This window comes from Cupriavidus sp. GW823-FHT07B10, assembly GCF_058794355.1.
This window is the reverse complement of record NZ_JBXAGS010000016.1, coordinates 1-17,237: the sequence shown is the minus strand read 5'-3', so window position 1 is coordinate 17,237 and position 17,237 is coordinate 1. Positions and strand designations below refer to the sequence as shown.

The window sequence follows — 17,237 nt, the reverse complement described above, 5'->3', positions numbered from 1 at the left end:
CGGCATGGGTGGAGGGTTCGGTAGGGTTCGGGATAGTTCGGGTCAGGCTTCGGCCGAGCGGTCCAGCCGGCGCCGCAGGCCGTCGGTAGCCGCCGGCCCGGGGACGATGTGGAAATCGGGGTCGGTGACGGGGCGGCCGCTGGCGGCATCGACCAGTACCGGCTCGACACGCTCGCCAGTGAGTCGGTTGACGAGCTGCACGCTTTGGCCCTCGGGCGCGAGATGCTTGTTGGCCCAGGCCAGCATGGCCAGCAGGACCGGGCGGAAGTCATGGCCGCGCTCGGTCAGGATGTACTCGGAACGGGGCGGGCGGTCGCAGTACGGGCGGCGCTCCAGCAAGCCGTCCTCGACCAGCGAGTTCAGGCGGCGGGTCAGCATGTTGGGGGCGATGCGCAGGTTCTGCTGGAACTCATCAAAGCGCGTCACGCCATAGAAGGCTTCGCGCAGGATCAGGACGCTCCAGCTGTCGGCAACGCAGGCCAGCGTGCGAGCGATGGGGCAAGGCGTGTCAGCAAGCGGCTTTCTCCGCATGAGTGGCTTCCTCCGAAATTGGGGTTGCTATCAATTTGAAAGTTAGTCTAGAGTAGTAACTATCATCATGCAAGTTAGTTTTTGGCTTGTGCTTTATTCGTCGCTGTTGAAAGGTGTCCGTCATGCCCCAAAGTCCATTCCGTCCCCCGCTCCGGCGCACCCGCGCCGGTATCGCCCGCCTCCTGCCCACCCTGCTTGCGGTCAGCGCCGCGGCCGCCCTGGTGGCCTGCGCGGCCGGCCCCGATTACCACATGCCGGCCTCGGACATGCCCGTGGCCTACCCGCACGCAGCGGCGCTGGACGCCCGCGAGGCCACGCAGCCCGCGCCGTCACTGGACAGCTGGTGGCTGGGCTTTGACGATCCCGCGCTGACGCGCGTGATCCAGCGCGCGCTGGAGCAGAACCTCGACCTGGCGGCGGCGATTGCGCGGGTCGACCAGGCCCGCGCCGCGGCCAGCCACGCCGGCGCCGAACTGCTGCCGCAGGCATCGTTGTCCGGCAGCGTGGCCAGGCAGCGCCAGTCGCTGGAAGGGCCTTTGGGCAGCCTCGGCAAGAACGCGCCGGGCTTTGAGCGCAACAAGACGGTGTACAGCGCTGGTGTGGGAGCAAGCTGGGAGATCGACGTGGCCGGCGGCCTGCGGCGCGGCGCCGAGGCCGCCAGCGCGGAGGCCCAGGCCGCGGAAGCCGAGCACATGGGCGTGCGCGTGCTGGTAGCCGCCGAAGCGGCCGATGCCTACTTCCGCGTGCGCGGCGCGCAGCAGCGCATCGCCATCGCGCAACAGCAGGTGCGGACCAATGCAAAGCTGCTCGAGCTGGTGCAGCTGCGGCTGGCCGATGGCATCGGCGCCGAGCGGGAACGCGCGCAGGCGGAAGCACAGCTGGCACAGACCCGCGTGACCATCCCGCCGCTGCAGATCGAACTGGAGACACAGCTGAACCGGCTCGATGTATTGATGGGCGCGCATCCGGGCACCTATGCCGCTGAACTCCTGACGCCGACCGAGCGCACCGCCGTGCCGCAGATCGCCGTGGCGCAAGGTCCGGCCAACCTGCTGCAACGCCGCCCGGACGTGATTGCCGCGGAGCGCCGGCTGGCGGCATCCAGTGCCCGCATCGGCGTGGCCACTGCCGAGTACTACCCGAAGCTGTCGCTGTCAGCGCTGCTCGGCTTCGAGAGCCTCTCCGCCGGCAAGCTGTTCACCGGGTCCGCCTTCCAGCCCGCCGCGATCGCGGGACTGCGCTGGCGGCTGTTCGACTTCGGCCGGGTCGATGCCGAAGTGGCGCAGGCCAAAGGCGCCAACGCCGAAGCCCTGGCCACCTACCGCAAGGCCATGCTGCGCGCCACCGAGGACGTGGAAAACGCGATCATCACGCTGACCCAGCTGGAGTTGCAGGGCAAGGAGCTGACCGTGGAAGTGGCTGCCCACGCGCGCTCGCGCGGCGCCGCCGAGGACGCCTACAAGGGCGGCGCGGTCAGCCTGTTCGAAGTGCTGGAGGAAGACCGCCTGCTGCTGGCCGCGCGCGACCAGCAGGCACGTGTGGGCGCCGACAATGCCCGCGCGGCGGTGGCAACGTTCCGTGCGCTGGGGGGTGGCTGGTAACGTAGCGGGCGGCGGCTCAGCCCACCCTGAGCCGCGCCTCCAGGCCACCGCCCTCGCGATTGCGCAGCGTCAGTGAGCCGCCGATGGCCAGCGCAAGCTGGTGCGCAATCGCCAGGCCCAGGCCGGTGCCGCCGGTCTCCCGGTTGCGCGATGCCTCAAGCCGGACAAACGGCTGCAGCACGGACTCCAGCTGCTCAGCCGGGATGCCGGGCCCGCGGTCGAGCACGCTGATGGTCACCGCGCCGCCGTCCTCGCGGTGCACGCTCAGCTCCGCCGCCCCGCCGAACTTGAGAGCGTTGTCGGTCAGGTTGGTCAGGATGCGGCGCAAGGCGTGCGGGCGCGTGTCGAGGGTGCCGCCGGCACGCTGCAGGATGGTGACGGCCTTGCCGGTGTCCTGGTAGTCGTAGACCAGGCTCTCGACGAACGAGCCGATGTCGATCCGCGACGGCGTCTCGCCATCGCCATGCATGGCGCGCGCGTAGGCCAGCCCCTCCTTCACCAGCGTTTCGATCTCGGTGAGGTCTTGCACCAGCTTGCGCTTTTCCTCAGAGTCTTCCGTCATTTCTGCGCGCAGCTTCATCCGCGTGATCGGCGTCTGCAGGTCGTGGGAAATCGCGGCCAGAATCTGCACGCGCTCCTCGACAAAGCGGGCAATGCGTTCGCGCATGGCATTGAATGCGCGCGCGGCGCGCACCAGTTCGGTGGGCCCGGTCTCGCCCAGCGGCTGGGTCCTGGCATTCGGGTCGAGCGCGTCGGCGGCATTGGCCAGCGCCACCAGCGGGCGGATCGCCAGGCGCACGCCAAGCCAGCAGCACAGGATCAGCAGCAGCAACTGGATAAGCAGCACATAAGGCAGCCATTGCGCGACCGGCGTCGGCTTCGGATGCACGTCGATGGTCAGCGGGCTGCCATCGCTGAGGGTCAGGTGGGCCTGCATGCGCTTGCCCTGGCCGGGGATGGACTCGACCCTGACCGGGAAGCGGCCGCCGCTCGCTTCCATGATCCGGTCGGCAACTTCCGTGGCCTGCGCGGACATCTCCGGCACGCCTGGCAGCCCCGGCCCCAGGATGTATTGGTAGGCGCCGCGATTCACGTGGCGCAGCCACTGCGGGCGCTCCGCCGCGGGCAGGCGGTCGAGGATGGCGATCGAGGTGGAGACGTCGGTCTCCAGGGTGCCGAGCATGACCTTGCGCGCGGTGATGTAGCGCTCGGCAAACAGTACGCCGAACGACAGGCCATGAGCGACGATGAGGCCGGCCAGCAGGATCAGGAACAGCCGCGCGCCCATCGTACGGGGCCAGGGCAAGGCACGGAGATTCACTGGCGTGCCTCCCGGATCTCCACGGGCGTCGAGAAGACATAGCCCTCGCTGCGCACGGTCTTGATGTAGCGGGGCTCGCGCGCGTCGTCCCTGAGGTGCTGGCGCAAGCGGCTGACCAGCAGGTCGATCGAGCGCTCGAACATTTCCGCTTCGCGGCCCTGCGTGAGGCTGAGCAGCTGGTCGCGGTTGAGCACGCGCTGCGGATGGTCGACAAAGACGCGCAGCAGCCGGTATTCCGCGCCGCTCAGCGCGACGATGACGCCATCCTGGTCAATCAGGTGGCGCGCGGTGGTGTCGAGCTGCCAGTCGCCAAATGCAAGCAGCTGCCCGGCCTCGGTGATCTGCAGGTTGGGCGGAAGCATCCGGGTCCGCCGCAGCACCGCCTTGATGCGGGCCAGCAGCTCGCGTGCGGCGAAAGGCTTGGCAAGATAGTCGTCGGCGCCCATTTCCAGGCCGATGATGCGGTCGGTCTCGTCGCTGCGCGCGGTCAGCATCAGCACCGGGGTGGCCTTGTGCTTGCCCGCCCGCAGTTCACGGCACAGCACCAGGCCATCGTCGCCCGGCATCATCACATCCAGCACGATCAGGTCGACGCTGTTGACGTCCAGGAACGACCGCATGTGCCGCCCGTCAGGCACCACGGTAACGCGCAAGCCGTTCTTGGTGAGGTAGGTTGAGACCAGTTCACGGATTTCGCGGTCGTCATCCACGATCAGGATGTGGTCGGTGTGTGCTTCCATCGGCGTCACCTTGGCAGATTGATTGAAAACCGCCAGGCGCGGCGCCGGGCACCGAAAGATTAACGCAATACGGCGCGACGGGTATTCCCCCATCGCGCCGTCGGGTAACACCCGCGGTGCGCCGGCGCGCGCCGCGGGGGTGTCCGCTCAATGCCCTGCGCTCTGGCCGCCGTCTACATGCAGGATCTCGCCCGTGACGAACGGCGCGTTGTCGAGATACAGGACCGCATCGACAATATCGCGCATCTCGCCCATATGCCCCACCGGGTGCAGGGCGCCCAGCGCCTCATGGGTTTCCGGCGCATGCATCGGCGACTTGATGATGCCGGGCGCGACCGCGTTGGCGCGGATGCCGGTCCTGGCGTACTCGATGGCAAGCGACTTGGTCGCGGCGTTCAGGCCACCCTTGGTCAGCGAGGCCAGCACCGACGGCACCCCGCTGATCGCATGGTCGACCAGGCTGGTTGTGATGCTGACCACGTGGCCGCTGCGGTGCTTCTCCATTTCGGCGATGGCCAGCTGCGTGATATGGAAGAAGCCCGTCAGGTTGATGCCGGTGACGGCCGCGTAGTCCTCGTCGGTATAGCTGGTGAACGGCTTGGCGACGAAGATGCCGGCGTTGTTGACCAGGGTGTCGATGCGGCCGAACCTTGCCACGGCCTCGGCGACGACGCGGCGCGCCGTGGACGGATCGGCGATATCGCCGGCGACTGCCAGGATGTCCTGGTCGTCCGACGGCTTGATGGTGCGCGCCGTGGCGACAACGCGATGGCCGCGCTCCCGGAACGCCTTGACCAGTTCGGCGCCAATGCCTTGCGATGCGCCCGTGACGACTACGACTTTCTGTGCTGCACTCATTTTCTTGAACCTCGATGTAGATTGAATCGGCTTGTTTGCCGATCGGGCCGGCGGCTCCGATGGGTTCCAATCTAGGCAATTCGCTTCCGTATTCGAAGACCCTGGCGGCACAAACAGTCTTGCGCCACAAGCACAAATGGAGCGGGACGAATCCTCCGGCGCGCCTGGCGTGCGCAGCCTCGTAGTCACTTCGGCGCAGGCCACGGCCCGGACATCGACTTCTGCCAGTGGCGCACATATGATGGATACATCGCTTGATCCGGTGCGGCCTGCGGTCGCAAGCCAAAGACATGAAACGGCAATTCGATGACCTTCAGCTTGGCAGCATCGAGCTGTTCTGCCTGGCCGCGGAGCTGGGCAGCTTTACCGCGGCGGCAGTGGCCGCGGGCGTGACACCGCCCGCAGTCAGCCGCACTGTGCAAAGGCTGGAAGAGCGCCTGGGGGTGCGGCTGTTCGTGCGGACCACGCGGCAGATCCGCCTGACCGACGAAGGCCGGGTGTATTTCGAGCAGAGCCGCGGCGCACTGGCGCAGCTGGTGGACGCGGAGCGGCAGATCAGCGGCCAGCAGGCTGCCCCCGCGGGGCGCTTGCGGATCAGCCTGCCGACCCCTTACGCGCACTATCGCGTGCTGCCGGTGCTGCCGGCATTCCGCGAGCGCTACCCCGAAGTCGAGATCGACGTGCACATCAGCAACCGCAACGTGGATTTCGCCGATGACACCTATGACCTGTCGGTGCGCGGGCGTGCGCCGGATGACTCGAACCTGATCGCGCGCAAGCTGGAAGACGCGGAGCTGGTGGTGGTGGCAACGCCTGGCTATCTGCGGCGTGCCGGCACACCGCAGTCATTGGAGGACCTGCTCAGGCATGAGTGCATCCAGTTCGAGCGCCCGAGCAGCGGCCGGCGGATCCCATGGACGTTCCGGGTCAACGGCGAGGACACGGATATCGTGACCGCCGGCTCGTATGCGGCGTCAGAAGACATCCTGGGCGGGGCCACGCTGGTGCGCGCCGGCGCGGGCCTGTTCCAGACCTACCGCTTCGTCGTGGAACAGGACCTGCGCGACGGCACGCTGGTGGAGGTGCTGAAGGACTACGGCGGCAGTACGCGCCCCTTTGTGCTGCTGTACCCGTCCGCGCGCCACGTCTCGCGCCGGGTACGGGCGTTCGTCGACTTCCTGGTCGAGAAGTTCTCGGCGTAGCGGCTCACGCCGCGCTTATTCAGGCCGGATCTGGGCAATGACCACGAGGATCACGGCCGCATTCGCCGGCTGCTGGAAGTGCGAGGAAATGGTGCGCGCGTGGCCGGCCTTCTCTGCCAGCACCTCGCCAAACAGGTCCGAGGCACCGTCGAGCACCGCCGGCTGCCCGAACCAGCCGGGCGCGCTGGAAATGTGCCCGTCGACGCGGACGATGTGGTCCAGGCGCTCGAAGCCACCCAGGTAGGCATGGATCTGCGCCAGCACGTTGAGCGCCGCCAGCTCGGCGGCACGCTTGCCCTGCCCGACATCCAGGTCCTTGCCGACCTGGCCTTGCCAGACCACCTTGCCATCCTGCAAGGGCAACTGCCCGGAAATGAACAGGAGGTCGCCGGCCTGGCTGACCGCGGTATAGCTGCCCAGGGGCTGCGGTGGCTGCGGCAGCACCAGGCCGCGCGCTGCGAGACGTTCTTGCACAGACATGCTGGCTCCAATCAGGTGAGGGTCACGCGACCAACTCTATGTGCGCGCCAGCCTGGGATAAAGGCATGGCGCGGAACAGGAATTGGTACCTGGGGTAACAAGTCGGATACCCGACTTCCTTGCATGCCCCTGTACCGGCACGGCCGCCCCTACGCAGTCTGCAGTTCGTCGCCGCGCGCCATGCGCCGGATCGCCTGCGGCGGTTGGCCGAACGCCCGCAGGAACGCACGCCGCATGCGCTCGCGGTCGCCGAAGCCGGTATCCCGCGCCACCACATCGATGGCATGGCGGCCGCCTTCCATCATCAGCCTGGCCGCCTCCACGCGCAGGTGCTCCACGGCCTTGGCGGGGGTCTGCCCGGTCTCGTCACGAAATGCGCGCGCGAACTGCCGCGGGCTCAGGTGCGCCGCATCCGCCAGTTGTTCCACCGAAAGTTCCTGTTGCAGGTTCTGCCGCGCGAAATCCAGCGCGGCACGAATGCGGTCCGAGCGCGGTTCCAGGTCCAGCAGTGCCGAGAACTGTGACTGGCCGCCGGCGCGCCGGTGATACACGACCAGCAACTTCGCCACATCGCGCGCAACCGCGGCGCCCGCGTCCTTCTCCACCAGCGCCAGCGCCAGGTCGATGCAGGCCGACATCCCGGCCGAGGTCCAGACCGGGCCATCGATGATGAAGATGCGGTCCTCTTCCACGCCGACGTTCGGAAAGCGCCGCCGCAACTGCTCCGCGTAGTACCAGTGCGTGGTGGCGCGGCGGCCGTCCAGCACCCCGGCCTCGGCCAGGTTGAAGGCACCGGTGCAGGTGGCGCCGATGCGCCGCGAAGTCCGCGCCGCACGCTGCAGGAACTTCACCAGGGCGGGCGGCGTGGGCAGCACGTCGTTGTCTCCCACCACCAGCACGGTGTCGAAGCGACGCTTGCCGAACGGCTCGGTGCCGACGGAAAAGCCACCGGAACTCAACACGGGGCCGCCATGCTCGGACAGCAGGTGGACCTTGTACAGCGGCTCTCCGAGCGAGCGGTTGGCGAACTCCAGCACCGTCGAGACCGCGAGGTTCAGCGCCTGGAAGCCGGGATAGAGGGCAAGGGCCACGTGATGCATGTCGATCTCCCGAGGGCAGCAGGAAGGTGTCCTTCCCGGATGGCAGAAAAGGTGGCATCTATGACATTGGTGCCAACGCCATTGTGCGCCTAATCTTGGCTTCACGCAGCCGGCCGATCCAGCGCCGACCGCCACCAACATCCCCCCTCACTGAATCTGGAGCTTTGACATGACCACGCACAACCATTCCGGCACCGCCCTCATCACCGGTGCTTCTTCCGGCATCGGCGCCATCTATGCGGAGCGCCTGGCGCGCAGGGGCCACGACCTGATCCTGGTGGCGCGTAACCGCGCGCGGCTGGAAGCACTGGCCCGCCGGATTACCGACGATACCGGCCGCTCGGTCGAGATCGTGACCGCGGACCTTGGCCAGGCAGCCGATGTACGACGCATCGAAGAGATCCTGCGCACGGATGCAAGCATCACCACGCTGGTCAACAACGCCGGCTTCGGCGGCGCTGCACCGCTGCTGCAATCGGATGTCGACACCATGCAGGCAATGATCGAGCTCAACGTCACGGCGCTGACCCGGCTCACCTACGCCGCCGCCCCGGCGTTCGTTGCGCGCGGCGAGGGCACCATCATCAATATCGCCTCGATCGTGGCGGTCGCGCCCGAGGTCCTGAACGGTGTCTACGGCGCCACCAAGGCGTTTGTGCTGGCCTTTACCCAGTCGCTGCAACATGAGCTTGCGGGCAAGGGCGTGCGCATCCAGGCGGTCCTGCCGGGGGCCACCCGCACCGAGTTCTGGGACACCGCCGGCCAGCCGGTCGAGAACCTGCCGCAATCGATAGTCATGAGCGGCGACGACCTGGTCGACGCGGCCCTGGCAGGGCTGGACCAGGGCGAGGTGATTACCGTGCCGTCGTTGCCCGACGTGGCCGACTGGAACACGTTCGAGGCGGCACGCGCCGCGCTCGGCCCCAATCTTTCGCGTGACCAGCCCGCTACCCGGTACGGCGTTGCCCGGTAACTGACGGCTCGCGGACGCGCGCGGCCTTTACACCACCTTCCCCGGGGCGCGCGGTATCCGGCAAGCGCTCCGGCCGCCGCGCGCCTCCTCCCTGCCACCTACGCCAGCAGGCGCCTCCCATGGTCCTTTTGTACCGCTATGTATCAAGCACAGGGGACGATACGTGCCCTGACAGAAACAGGGTCTCCACGCTATAGCGCAGATACACCGGTTTCCTTTAATGCATCTCGTGGACCGACGGCATGCGTCGACAAGACGATCCCCCGGCCGCGCAGTTCAACCCAGATCTCAAGGAAACCGACCATGATTACCGATCTCACCAAGCGCATTGTTCTCGCCCTCGCCCTGGCAGCTGCCGCCGCCGGCGCCCAGGCCGCCGGTCCCGGTGCGCGCGATCCGTTCAGCGAAGGCGCACGTTCCGTGCAGGACGCACGCAACGCATTCACCGACGGCGCCCGCGCCGTGCAGGACGCACGCGACCCGTACACCGAGGGCGCGCGCAATGTCGATCCGTACGACAAGGGTGGACGCATCCTGGCCGGGTGGGACCGCACGGGTCCGTCCGCTGATCCGGCGCGCAGCTTCGATCCCTACCAGGACGGCGCCCACGCCTGATAGCAGGGCATTGACCCTCGGCTATTCCGCTGCGCGCGGCGCAGCCGTGGAACCCCGCACGATCAGCTGCGGCGTCAGTTGCACGGTGACGGCATCGGAGGCTGGCTTGTCGATCTTCCTGAGCAGGAGGCGGGCAGCCTCCTCGCCCATTTCGTGGACGGCAATGCGCACGGTGGTCAGCGGCGGCGTCAGGGCGTCGGCGAAAGGCATGTCGTTGTGGCCCACCACCGAGACATCCTCGGGGCAACGCATGCCGTGCTCGCGCAGGTAGTCGTAGCAGCCCATCGCCACCAGGTCATTGCCGGCGGCGATAGCGGTCACCTGCGGAAATGCCGCGAAGAGCTGCTCGCATGCGAGCCGGCCGGCCTCGCGCGAATAGCTGGCGGCCTCCATGACTTGCCATTCCCCGCGGCGCAGGCGGTGGCGCTTGACCGCCTGAAGAAAGCCCTCGCGACGCAGGAAGCCGGTCGACAGCGTGGCTGGCCCGGCAATATGCCCGATGCGGCGGTGGCCCAGGCCGACCAGGTGGTCGACCGTCTGCCGCATGGCCAGCAGGTTGTCGCTCACCACGCAGGACACCCGGCCCGTGTCATCGCCCCGGTTGACCGTGACCACGGGGATATGCTGCTTAAGGCAGTAGGCGAGGATCGGATCGTCCCGTTCCGCGGTGGCAAGCACCAGTCCTTCGACTTGCCGGCCGATCATCTGGTCGATGACAAAGCGCTGCCGGCTCTTGTCGGTACCGGCATTGACCACGATCGGCACGTAGCCCTGCTGCGCCAGCACGGATTCGATCCCGGCCAGGATGGGCGGAAACACCGGGTTGGAAATATCGGGCAGCACCACGCCCACCAGTCCGGAACGCTGGGTGCGCAGCCCCGCCGCGATGCGGTTGGGGCGAAAGCCGCGCGCCTCGGCAACCTCCAGGATGCGGGCCGCCACGTCCTCAGCCACCAGGTGCCGCGTGGCCGGGTTCATCACTCGCGAGATGGTCGAGTAATGCACGTCGATCTCGGCAGCCAGGTCTTTCAGGGTGAGGCGCTTGCGCTCAGGCATGACGGCAGTTGGCGGGGCGGCAGCCCGGGGAGGGTTGGAAACCACCATTCTAAGCCAGCCCCGCGCCGTCGCCGCACGCCTGCCGGGTGCCGCTACTGCCCCGCTTTCACGCCGGATTGCCTGACCACCGGCGCCAGCTTGCCGATCTCCGCCTGGATATAGGCAGCGAACTCCTGCGGCGACGAGCGCTTTGGCTCCGCGCCCTGGGCGGCCAGGCGCTCGCGCACATCCGGCGCGGCCAAGGCCTTGCCGATCTCGGCATTGAGCGCATCGACGATTTCCTTCGGGGTGCCGGCGGGCGCCAGCACGCCGAACCAGGAGTCGAACGCGTAGCCGGGGAAGCCGGACTCCGCCACCGTGGGAATCTCCGGCAGCGCGCTGGCGCGCCTGGCCGTGGTGACCGCCAGCGCCCGCAGCTTGCCCTGCCTGACGAACGGCATGGCCGATACGCTGGGCGCAAACATCATGTCGCCCCGGCCAGCCATGACGTCGGTCAGCGCTTCGCCCGTGCCCTTGTACGGGATATGGACGATGTCAATGCCGGCCTGCATCTTGAACATCTCGCCGCTCAGGTGGGTGGAGCTGCCCGAACCCGCCGAGTCGAAATTCAGCCCGCCCGGCGTCGCCTTGGCGGCGTTGACGACGTCCCGCACCGACTTGTACTTGCTGGCGGCATTGACCACCAGCACATTGGGGACCGTGGCCACCAGCGAGACCGGCGCGAAGTCCTTCACCGTGTCATACGAGAGCTTGGGATACAGCGTGGCGTTGATGGCGTGCCCGACCGAAACCAGGATCAGCGTGTAGCCATCCGGCGCCGCCTTGGCCACGCCGGTGGCACCCAGGGTGCCGCCGGCGCCGGGGCGGTTGTCCACGATCACCTGGTAAGTGCCGCCCTCGCCCATCTTGCTGCCGATGATGCGCGCCAGGATGTCGGTGGCGCTGCCGGCCGAGAACGGCACCACCAGCCGGATCGGCTTGCTGGGATATTGCGGTTGCGCGTGGGCGGCGGGTGCGGCCGCCAGCATGAGCGATGACGCCAGCGCCAGCACGGTGCCTTGGATGGATCGAATCATTCTGTGTCTCCTCACTCCAGAAGCGAGCGCGAACACCGCGCGTCGCCGATGAATGCGGCATGCCCATGCCGGGCGTGCCGCCCTGCTTCAGAAGAAGTGCCGCATGCCGAGCGCGACCGTCTGCGGGTCTGAACCCGCGCTCACGCCCAGTTCATTGATGGCAAAGTCGTAGATCGCATTGCGCTTGTTGTTGATGCGGCTGTAGTACGCATACAGCGCGGTGCGCTTGGACAGCGGATAGTCGTAGCCGACCGTGACCTGCGTGGCACCCGTTTCCGCGCCACTGCGGAAGAAGCCCACGGTCTCGGTCGCATTGCCCGCGCCATTGCTGGCAAGGCCAAAACCGACGCGCACGCTGCCCGGCCCGAGCTTCTGCACCAGCGACGCGTAGTACCCGTTGCGGGTCAGGTCGCCGGTCGCGGTGCGGTAGTGGAGCCGTTCATAGAGCAGCGCCACGGTGGTGGTGGGGAACTTGTACGAGACGCCCGCCTTCATCGCATCATCGTTGCGGCCGGCGGTCTGGTAGTGCTGGTGGACTTCATAGGCCAGCACCACGTTGAGCGGGCCGTTGTCGTAGGCCGCCGAGAACGAATACAACCCGGGATTGCGCGGTACGGTGGTCTTCTCCTCATTCACGCCCCACGCCGCGGCGCCGCTGAAGCCGGCGAACGACGGCGACTTGTAGACGATGATGTTCTTCTGCCGGCGGTCGAACGAGCTGGTGTCCTGGACGTTGTCGGAGCTGGACGTGGAGCCGTTGCCGATCAGCGCCATATAGCCGGCGGTGGTCGGATAGTACGGGTCGTAGGCCGCTGTCGATTCGGTGTATGGGGTCTGCCAATGCCCCAGGAACAGCGTGCCGGCATCGCCCTGCAGCCCCACCCGCGTATTGCGCCCGGCCACCTGGCCTTGGCCGGTATCGAGCGAGAAATTGCTTTCGATCTGCCAGATGGCTTTCAGGCTGCCGCCCAGGCCTTCTTCGCCGCGCATGCCGAAGACTGAGCGGTTGTTGGTCAGGCGCCCCACGCCGCCAAGGCGGGTGCCGTCGGTCGCGGTGTTGGCATAGGAATACTCCAGTGCCGTATTGATGCGCCCGTACAGCGTCACGGCCGACTGCGCGCTGGCCTCGCCGCCACAGGCTGCGGCCATGGCCAGCATGAGCAGATGGCTGGGCTTTCTGATGGACTTCATTTGTCTCCCCTGGTTTGTCGTGGTTGTTGTGGGCGGGCCGTCTGCCCCGCTCTTTTGCAATCGTTTGCAATCCGGCCCAAAAACATCAGCTCTTGGGATACGGCATCGCCAGCAACAGCATCGCCGGCCGATTGCCCGGGTTGAACACCTGCCGCGCCTCACCCGGCGCCACGCGCACGGAATCGAACTGGGCCAGCGTCACGCGCTCGTCGGGCGTGGCGATGCAGACTTCGCCTTCCAGCACGACGTAGTGCTTTTCCACGGGCGCGGCATCCATCGACGTATGGCCGCCCGGCAACAGCACCGAGACCCCCATCCACAAGGCTTCGGACGGTCCCGCTTCATGCCCTTGCAGGCGCAGGCAGTGCATGCCTTCATGATTGGCCGGAAAGTAGGCCGGCGCCTGCGCGAACCGGGTCGTGTTCACGGCTTCAGCACCACGCGTTCGGTCGCGCCTTGCAGGACCGCCCGGTAGGCCTCCTTGGCGTCGGAGAGCGAATAGGTGTAGTCGGAGAAGACCGGGAACGGCCGCAGCGCACCCGAGGCGAACATCGGTGCGAGCTGGTCAAGGATGCCCGCGCAGGCGTTGCTGTCCAGCGCAAGGGTGTCGACGCCCACATAGGTGTGCTGGCCACGATAGAAGGCGAAGATATCGAACGGCACCGGCTTCTCGATGGTCGAGATGAAGATCTGCGCCGCGCCGATCGCCATGGCCTGGTTGGCCTGTTCGAAGTAGGGGCTTCCCACCGTGTTGTAGACGATGTCCGCACCGTGTCCGTCGGTCTCTTCGCGCACCACCGCGGCAATGGATTCGCTGCTGGCATCGATCATGCGCACGTCGCCGCTGGCATGGCCGCGATAGGCTTCCGCGGTGCGCTCCACCGCAAAAACACGCGCGCCGAGCGCGGTGGCGATCTGGATCGTAGCCTGCCCCACCTTGCCATTGCCGCCACACACCAGCACGGTGCTGCCAGCCTGCGGCATGCCCGCGCGGCGCAGCCCTTCATAGGCGGTAATGAACGGCACCCCCACGGCGCCGGCTTCCAGCAGCGACACCGACGCCGGTTTGGCGCGCACGGCGCTGGCCTGGATGCGCAGATACTTGCCATGCGTGCCGTCGCGGCGGATGCCGAGCTCGCCGCCGCTGCCCCAGACCGGCTGGCCCAGCAGCTCGGAGGGTCCGTCGACCACCAGGCCTGCGTAGTCGCGGCCTGGCGTGCGCGGCCAGACCGCATGCGGCATCAGGCCGAGCGTTGCCTTCACGTCGCTCGGATTGACCCCGGCACTGGCCACTTCGATGATGACCTGACCCTGCGCCGCTTCCGGGCGCGGCACGCCGAGCAGCTCCAGCTGCAGGGCGTCGATATTGGCGGCTTTCTCGCTGACTCGAATGGTGTTCATGGTGCTTCCTTCCTGAAATGTTTGGTTCGGTATGGCCGGGATCAGGCCTCGCGCAGGCCAAGCGTGCGCCGGGCCTCGGCCGACGACGCAATCTCGCCGCCGAGCGACCTGACGATGTCGCGCGCCTTGGCGACCAGCGCCGCGTTGCTTGGCGCCAGCACGCCCTTCTCCAGATAGATGTTGTCTTCCATGCCGACACGCACGTGTCCGCCTGCAAGCCATGCCTGGGCCACGATCGGGAACTCCGCGCGGCCGATGCCGAAGGCCGACCAGTGGGCGCCGGCGGGCAGCATGTTGCGCGCGTAGAAAATGGTTTCCGGGGTGGCCGCAAAGCCGTACTTCACGCCCAGCACCAGGGTCCACAGGCCGGGGCCGTCCAGCACGCCTCCACGGATGAAGTCGAGCGCCATATTGAGGTCGCCGGAATCGAAGATCTCCAGCTCGGGCATGACACCGGCCGCGCGGATCACGCCGGCCATCTTGCGCACGTTGGTGGGCGTGTTGATGACCACGTCGCCGCCGGAGTTCATGGTGTTCAGGTCGAGCGAGCAGACGTCCGGGCGCAGCGCCGCGATGTGTTCGACGCGCTTGGCGGGATGCAGCAGCGTGGTGCCCGGCGCGGCCACGCGCGGCTCGTCCTCGCTCGGCACGAAGCGGCCACCGGGCCCGGTGGTGAGGTTGATGATCAGCGAGCGGTTGCGTTTGCGGATGCGGTCGATGACATCGGCGTAGTAGTCGAGCGACATCGACGGGCGCCCCGTTTCGGGGTCGCGCACGTGGATGTGGGCGGCGGCTGCGCCGGCCTCGGCGGCTTCCAGCGCGGCGTCGGCAATCTGGGCCGGCGTGACCGGCAAGCCGGGGTGCTGCTCCGGGGTGACGATATTACCGGTCACCGCGCAGGTGATGATGGTCTTGCGTGCGTGCATGAGCGAAGGTCAGTGATGGAAATTCGGTTGGGTAAACAAGCGGGGCCCGGCCTATCCAAGCTGGCGGCCGCCGTCCACGACGATGGTGGTGCCGGTGGCAAAGCGCAGCGACGTCGCGCAGGCCGCGATGGCATCGGCCACGTCCTGTGCCTGGCCGACGCGCTTGAGCGGCGTCGACTTGGCGGCGCGCTCGTTGAAGCCGCTGTCGCGTCCCGGCACGAAGGCGGTATCGACCACGCCCGGTGATACGTTCAGCACGCGGATATGCGGCGCCAGCGCGCGCCCGAGCGACATCGCCATGACATCGAGCCCGGCCTTGGCAGCGCAGTACGCAACGTTGCTGCCCTGCCCCGTACGGCCGGCGATGGACCCGACATTGACCACCAGCCCGTCGCCATTGGCGCGCAGGTGCGGCGCGAACGCACGGATCGCAGCAAACTGCCCGCGCCAGTTGATGGCAAACAGTTCATCGATCAGCGCATCGTCCAGGGCGTCCAGGTCGGCGTGCGGGATCGCCCGCGTAAAGCCTGCGGTGTTCACCAGGATATCGACGCGGCCGTAGTGATGGCTGACCTCGTCGGCCAGCGCGCGCAGCGAGGCGCTGTCGGCAACCTCGGCCACAGCGGCAAGATGGTTGCCGGCCGGCAAGGCCGCCGCGGCACTGGCCGCCTCGTCGGCGTCGCGCCCGGTCAGCACGACGCTTGCGCCAAGGCGCGCCAGCGTTTCACCGGCGGCAAAGCCGATCGCGCCGGTGCCGCCGAGGATCACGGCCACCTTGCCGGAAAGAAAAGTAGCACTCATGGTTTCAATGTGGGAATGGGTCAGGGGAAGCCGATCCGGCGATCAGTCGATCGGCGGCTTCGGGAAGGTCTGCTCGCCGGGCTCGAGCGTGAAATCGAACGCCAGTGTGTAGAACGGCGCCGGCACATCGCCCCACGGGCTGGGGCCTTGGTGGTGCAGCCGGAGATCGCCAACCAGCTGCCGATGCACGCCGAACGTGACATCGGATTCCAGCTTGTCCGGCGCGTCGGCAAACACCTGGGTGACGAGCGTCCGGTAACCCGGCGCCGCGACGATGAAATGGATATGCGCCGGCCGGTACGGATGGCGCTGCTGCTCGGCCAGTAGCGTGCCTACCGGGCCGTGGGTCGGCACGGGATAGCCGGCAGGCCGTACCGTGCGAAAGTGGTAGCCGCCGCTTTCATCGGTATGGAAGCAGCCGCGCAGGTTGCGGTCGGGCTGGGCCGGATCCTGGTTGTCATACAGTCCCACCGGCGACGCCTGCCAGATCTCGACCAGGGCGCCTGGCAGCGGCGTGCCATCGGTCGCCCGCACGGTGCCGCTGACCAGCAGCGGCAAGCCAGGCGCGTCGTCCTGCACCACGCAGTCACCGCAGTCATAGCGCGGCGCGTTGGCGCGATAGAACGGGCCCAGCAGCGCGCCGGGCGTGCGCCCGTCCCTGGTGCTGTTATTCATGACGGTCACCAGCGTCGACAGCCCCAGCACGTCGGCAGCCAGCACAACCTCGTTGTGTTTGGCATTGGTCGCATGGCCCAGGCTGGCGATATACCCCAGGGCAAGCTCGAATTCCTCGTCGGACAGCCGCACCTCGGACAGGAACCCGTGAAGGTGCCGCACCAGGGAATCCATGATGAAGCGCAGGCGGGGATTGGCGGTATTGGCCATGGCCGCCTGGACCACGCCTGTCACCGAGTGTTCGTCCTCGATCAGCGCCAGACGCTCGCCTTGTGGCGCCTGCCGCTCGCTGGAAGTTTCCATGTTTTGCCTCCTTTGCAAACGTTTGCATTATCGACGGTTTCGACGGATGGTCAAGGTCGAAGTTGGTCACCGCCACGACTAGCAACGGCTGCCGTTCAACCAGAATCACAATCAAAACAAGGGCGTACGGAGGATTTTCGGGAGAAACCCTAGGTGCATGCAGAGGCGCAGAATGTGGCGCATAAGCCTGTCCGAGTCCCCTGCCGATGCGGCTCCCCAGCCCGTTCGCGCATGAATTTGTACCCGTCTGTATCACGCAGCTGCAACGATACGTGTTTCGACAGAGACACCCCTCACGCGCTACGGGCCAGATACATCGATCGCCTTAAATGCATTCCGTGGCCCGGCGGCGAACCTCAACAAAGCCAGTCCCTGCCGCGCAATACC

18 protein-coding genes are annotated in these 17,237 nt (G+C 67.2%); 4 read left to right on the top strand and 14 right to left on the bottom strand.

Annotated elements, in window-relative coordinates; genetic code table 11:
- Positions 1-42 precede the first annotated feature (42 nt).
- Entirely contained in the window at positions 43-531 is a 489-nt protein-coding gene (locus tag AC1Q6V_RS26255; protein ID WP_454750939.1) for a winged helix-turn-helix transcriptional regulator, read from the bottom strand.
- A gap of 122 nt (positions 532-653) precedes the next feature.
- Here AC1Q6V_RS26255 and AC1Q6V_RS26250 point away from each other — a divergent pair, with 122 nt between their 5' ends.
- A complete protein-coding gene (locus AC1Q6V_RS26250; RefSeq protein ID WP_454750940.1) occupies positions 654-2,132 on the top strand; it encodes an efflux transporter outer membrane subunit in 1,479 nt (492 codons plus the stop codon).
- Between the two features lie 16 nt (positions 2,133-2,148).
- On the opposite strand, the gene AC1Q6V_RS26245 is transcribed toward AC1Q6V_RS26250, so the two are convergent.
- The 3 genes from AC1Q6V_RS26245 to AC1Q6V_RS26235 form a co-directional block, all read right to left on the bottom strand.
- Positions 2,149-3,453, bottom strand: coding sequence for a sensor histidine kinase (locus AC1Q6V_RS26245; RefSeq protein ID WP_011617472.1), 1,305 nt, complete (start codon positions 3,451-3,453; stop codon positions 2,149-2,151).
- Positions 3,450-4,193 carry a response regulator gene (locus AC1Q6V_RS26240; protein WP_011617473.1) on the bottom strand — a complete coding sequence of 248 codons (744 nt, stop codon included), beginning with the start codon at positions 4,191-4,193 and terminating at the stop codon, positions 3,450-3,452. Before AC1Q6V_RS26240 ends, AC1Q6V_RS26245 begins: the two co-directional genes overlap by 4 nt.
- A gap of 147 nt (positions 4,194-4,340) precedes the next feature.
- Complete coding sequence (locus AC1Q6V_RS26235; RefSeq protein ID WP_010810262.1) at positions 4,341-5,051, bottom strand: SDR family NAD(P)-dependent oxidoreductase; 711 nt, start codon at positions 5,049-5,051, stop codon at positions 4,341-4,343.
- Positions 5,052-5,341: 290 nt separating this feature from the next.
- Here AC1Q6V_RS26235 and AC1Q6V_RS26230 point away from each other — a divergent pair, with 290 nt between their 5' ends.
- Positions 5,342-6,253, top strand: coding sequence for a LysR family transcriptional regulator (locus tag AC1Q6V_RS26230; protein WP_010810263.1), 912 nt, complete (start codon positions 5,342-5,344; stop codon positions 6,251-6,253).
- A 15-nt stretch (positions 6,254-6,268) separates the two neighbouring features.
- On the opposite strand, the gene AC1Q6V_RS26225 is transcribed toward AC1Q6V_RS26230, so the two are convergent.
- Positions 6,269-6,733: a RidA family protein gene (locus AC1Q6V_RS26225; protein WP_010810264.1), complete on the bottom strand. Its 465-nt coding sequence runs from the start codon at positions 6,731-6,733 to the stop codon at positions 6,269-6,271.
- 149 nt (positions 6,734-6,882) lie between these two features.
- The gene (locus AC1Q6V_RS26220) at positions 6,883-7,833 is read right to left on the bottom strand and encodes a GlxA family transcriptional regulator (RefSeq protein WP_010810265.1); all 951 of its coding nucleotides are present in this window, start codon (positions 7,831-7,833) and stop codon (positions 6,883-6,885) included.
- Positions 7,834-8,002: 169 nt separating this feature from the next.
- Here AC1Q6V_RS26220 and AC1Q6V_RS26215 point away from each other — a divergent pair, with 169 nt between their 5' ends.
- Both AC1Q6V_RS26215 and AC1Q6V_RS26210 read left to right on the top strand, forming a co-directional pair.
- Entirely contained in the window at positions 8,003-8,806 is an 804-nt protein-coding gene (locus tag AC1Q6V_RS26215; protein WP_010810266.1) for an SDR family NAD(P)-dependent oxidoreductase, read from the top strand.
- 303 nt (positions 8,807-9,109) lie between these two features.
- The gene (locus AC1Q6V_RS26210; protein WP_454750941.1) at positions 9,110-9,421 is read left to right on the top strand and encodes a hydroxyquinol 1,2-dioxygenase; all 312 of its coding nucleotides are present in this window, start codon (positions 9,110-9,112) and stop codon (positions 9,419-9,421) included.
- 21 nt (positions 9,422-9,442) lie between these two features.
- Here the strand turns inward: AC1Q6V_RS26210 and AC1Q6V_RS26205 are convergent, their stop codons facing one another.
- The 8 genes from AC1Q6V_RS26205 to AC1Q6V_RS26170 form a co-directional block, all read right to left on the bottom strand.
- On the bottom strand, positions 9,443-10,477 hold the full coding sequence (locus tag AC1Q6V_RS26205; RefSeq protein WP_010810268.1) for a LacI family DNA-binding transcriptional regulator: 1,035 nt from the start codon (positions 10,475-10,477) through the stop codon (positions 9,443-9,445).
- A 92-nt stretch (positions 10,478-10,569) separates the two neighbouring features.
- A complete protein-coding gene (locus AC1Q6V_RS26200; protein WP_010810269.1) occupies positions 10,570-11,553 on the bottom strand; it encodes a tripartite tricarboxylate transporter substrate binding protein in 984 nt (327 codons plus the stop codon).
- A gap of 87 nt (positions 11,554-11,640) precedes the next feature.
- Positions 11,641-12,744 (bottom strand): porin, encoded by a 1,104-nt coding sequence (locus AC1Q6V_RS26195; protein ID WP_454750942.1) that lies wholly within the window; start codon positions 12,742-12,744, stop codon positions 11,641-11,643.
- A gap of 85 nt (positions 12,745-12,829) precedes the next feature.
- Positions 12,830-13,171: a cupin domain-containing protein gene (locus tag AC1Q6V_RS26190; RefSeq protein ID WP_010810271.1), complete on the bottom strand. Its 342-nt coding sequence runs from the start codon at positions 13,169-13,171 to the stop codon at positions 12,830-12,832.
- A complete protein-coding gene (locus AC1Q6V_RS26185; protein WP_011617479.1) occupies positions 13,168-14,145 on the bottom strand; it encodes a quinone oxidoreductase family protein in 978 nt (325 codons plus the stop codon). The genes AC1Q6V_RS26190 and AC1Q6V_RS26185 overlap by 4 nt, the downstream gene beginning before the upstream one ends.
- Before the next feature lie 41 nt (positions 14,146-14,186).
- Complete coding sequence (locus AC1Q6V_RS26180) at positions 14,187-15,071, bottom strand: beta-keto acid cleavage family enzyme (RefSeq protein WP_454750943.1); 885 nt, start codon at positions 15,069-15,071, stop codon at positions 14,187-14,189.
- 51 nt (positions 15,072-15,122) lie between these two features.
- Complete coding sequence (locus AC1Q6V_RS26175; protein ID WP_439671967.1) at positions 15,123-15,872, bottom strand: SDR family NAD(P)-dependent oxidoreductase; 750 nt, start codon at positions 15,870-15,872, stop codon at positions 15,123-15,125.
- Between the two features lie 42 nt (positions 15,873-15,914).
- A complete protein-coding gene (locus AC1Q6V_RS26170) occupies positions 15,915-16,850 on the bottom strand; it encodes a dioxygenase family protein (RefSeq protein ID WP_010810275.1) in 936 nt (311 codons plus the stop codon).
- Positions 16,851-17,237: the final 387 nt, after the last annotated feature.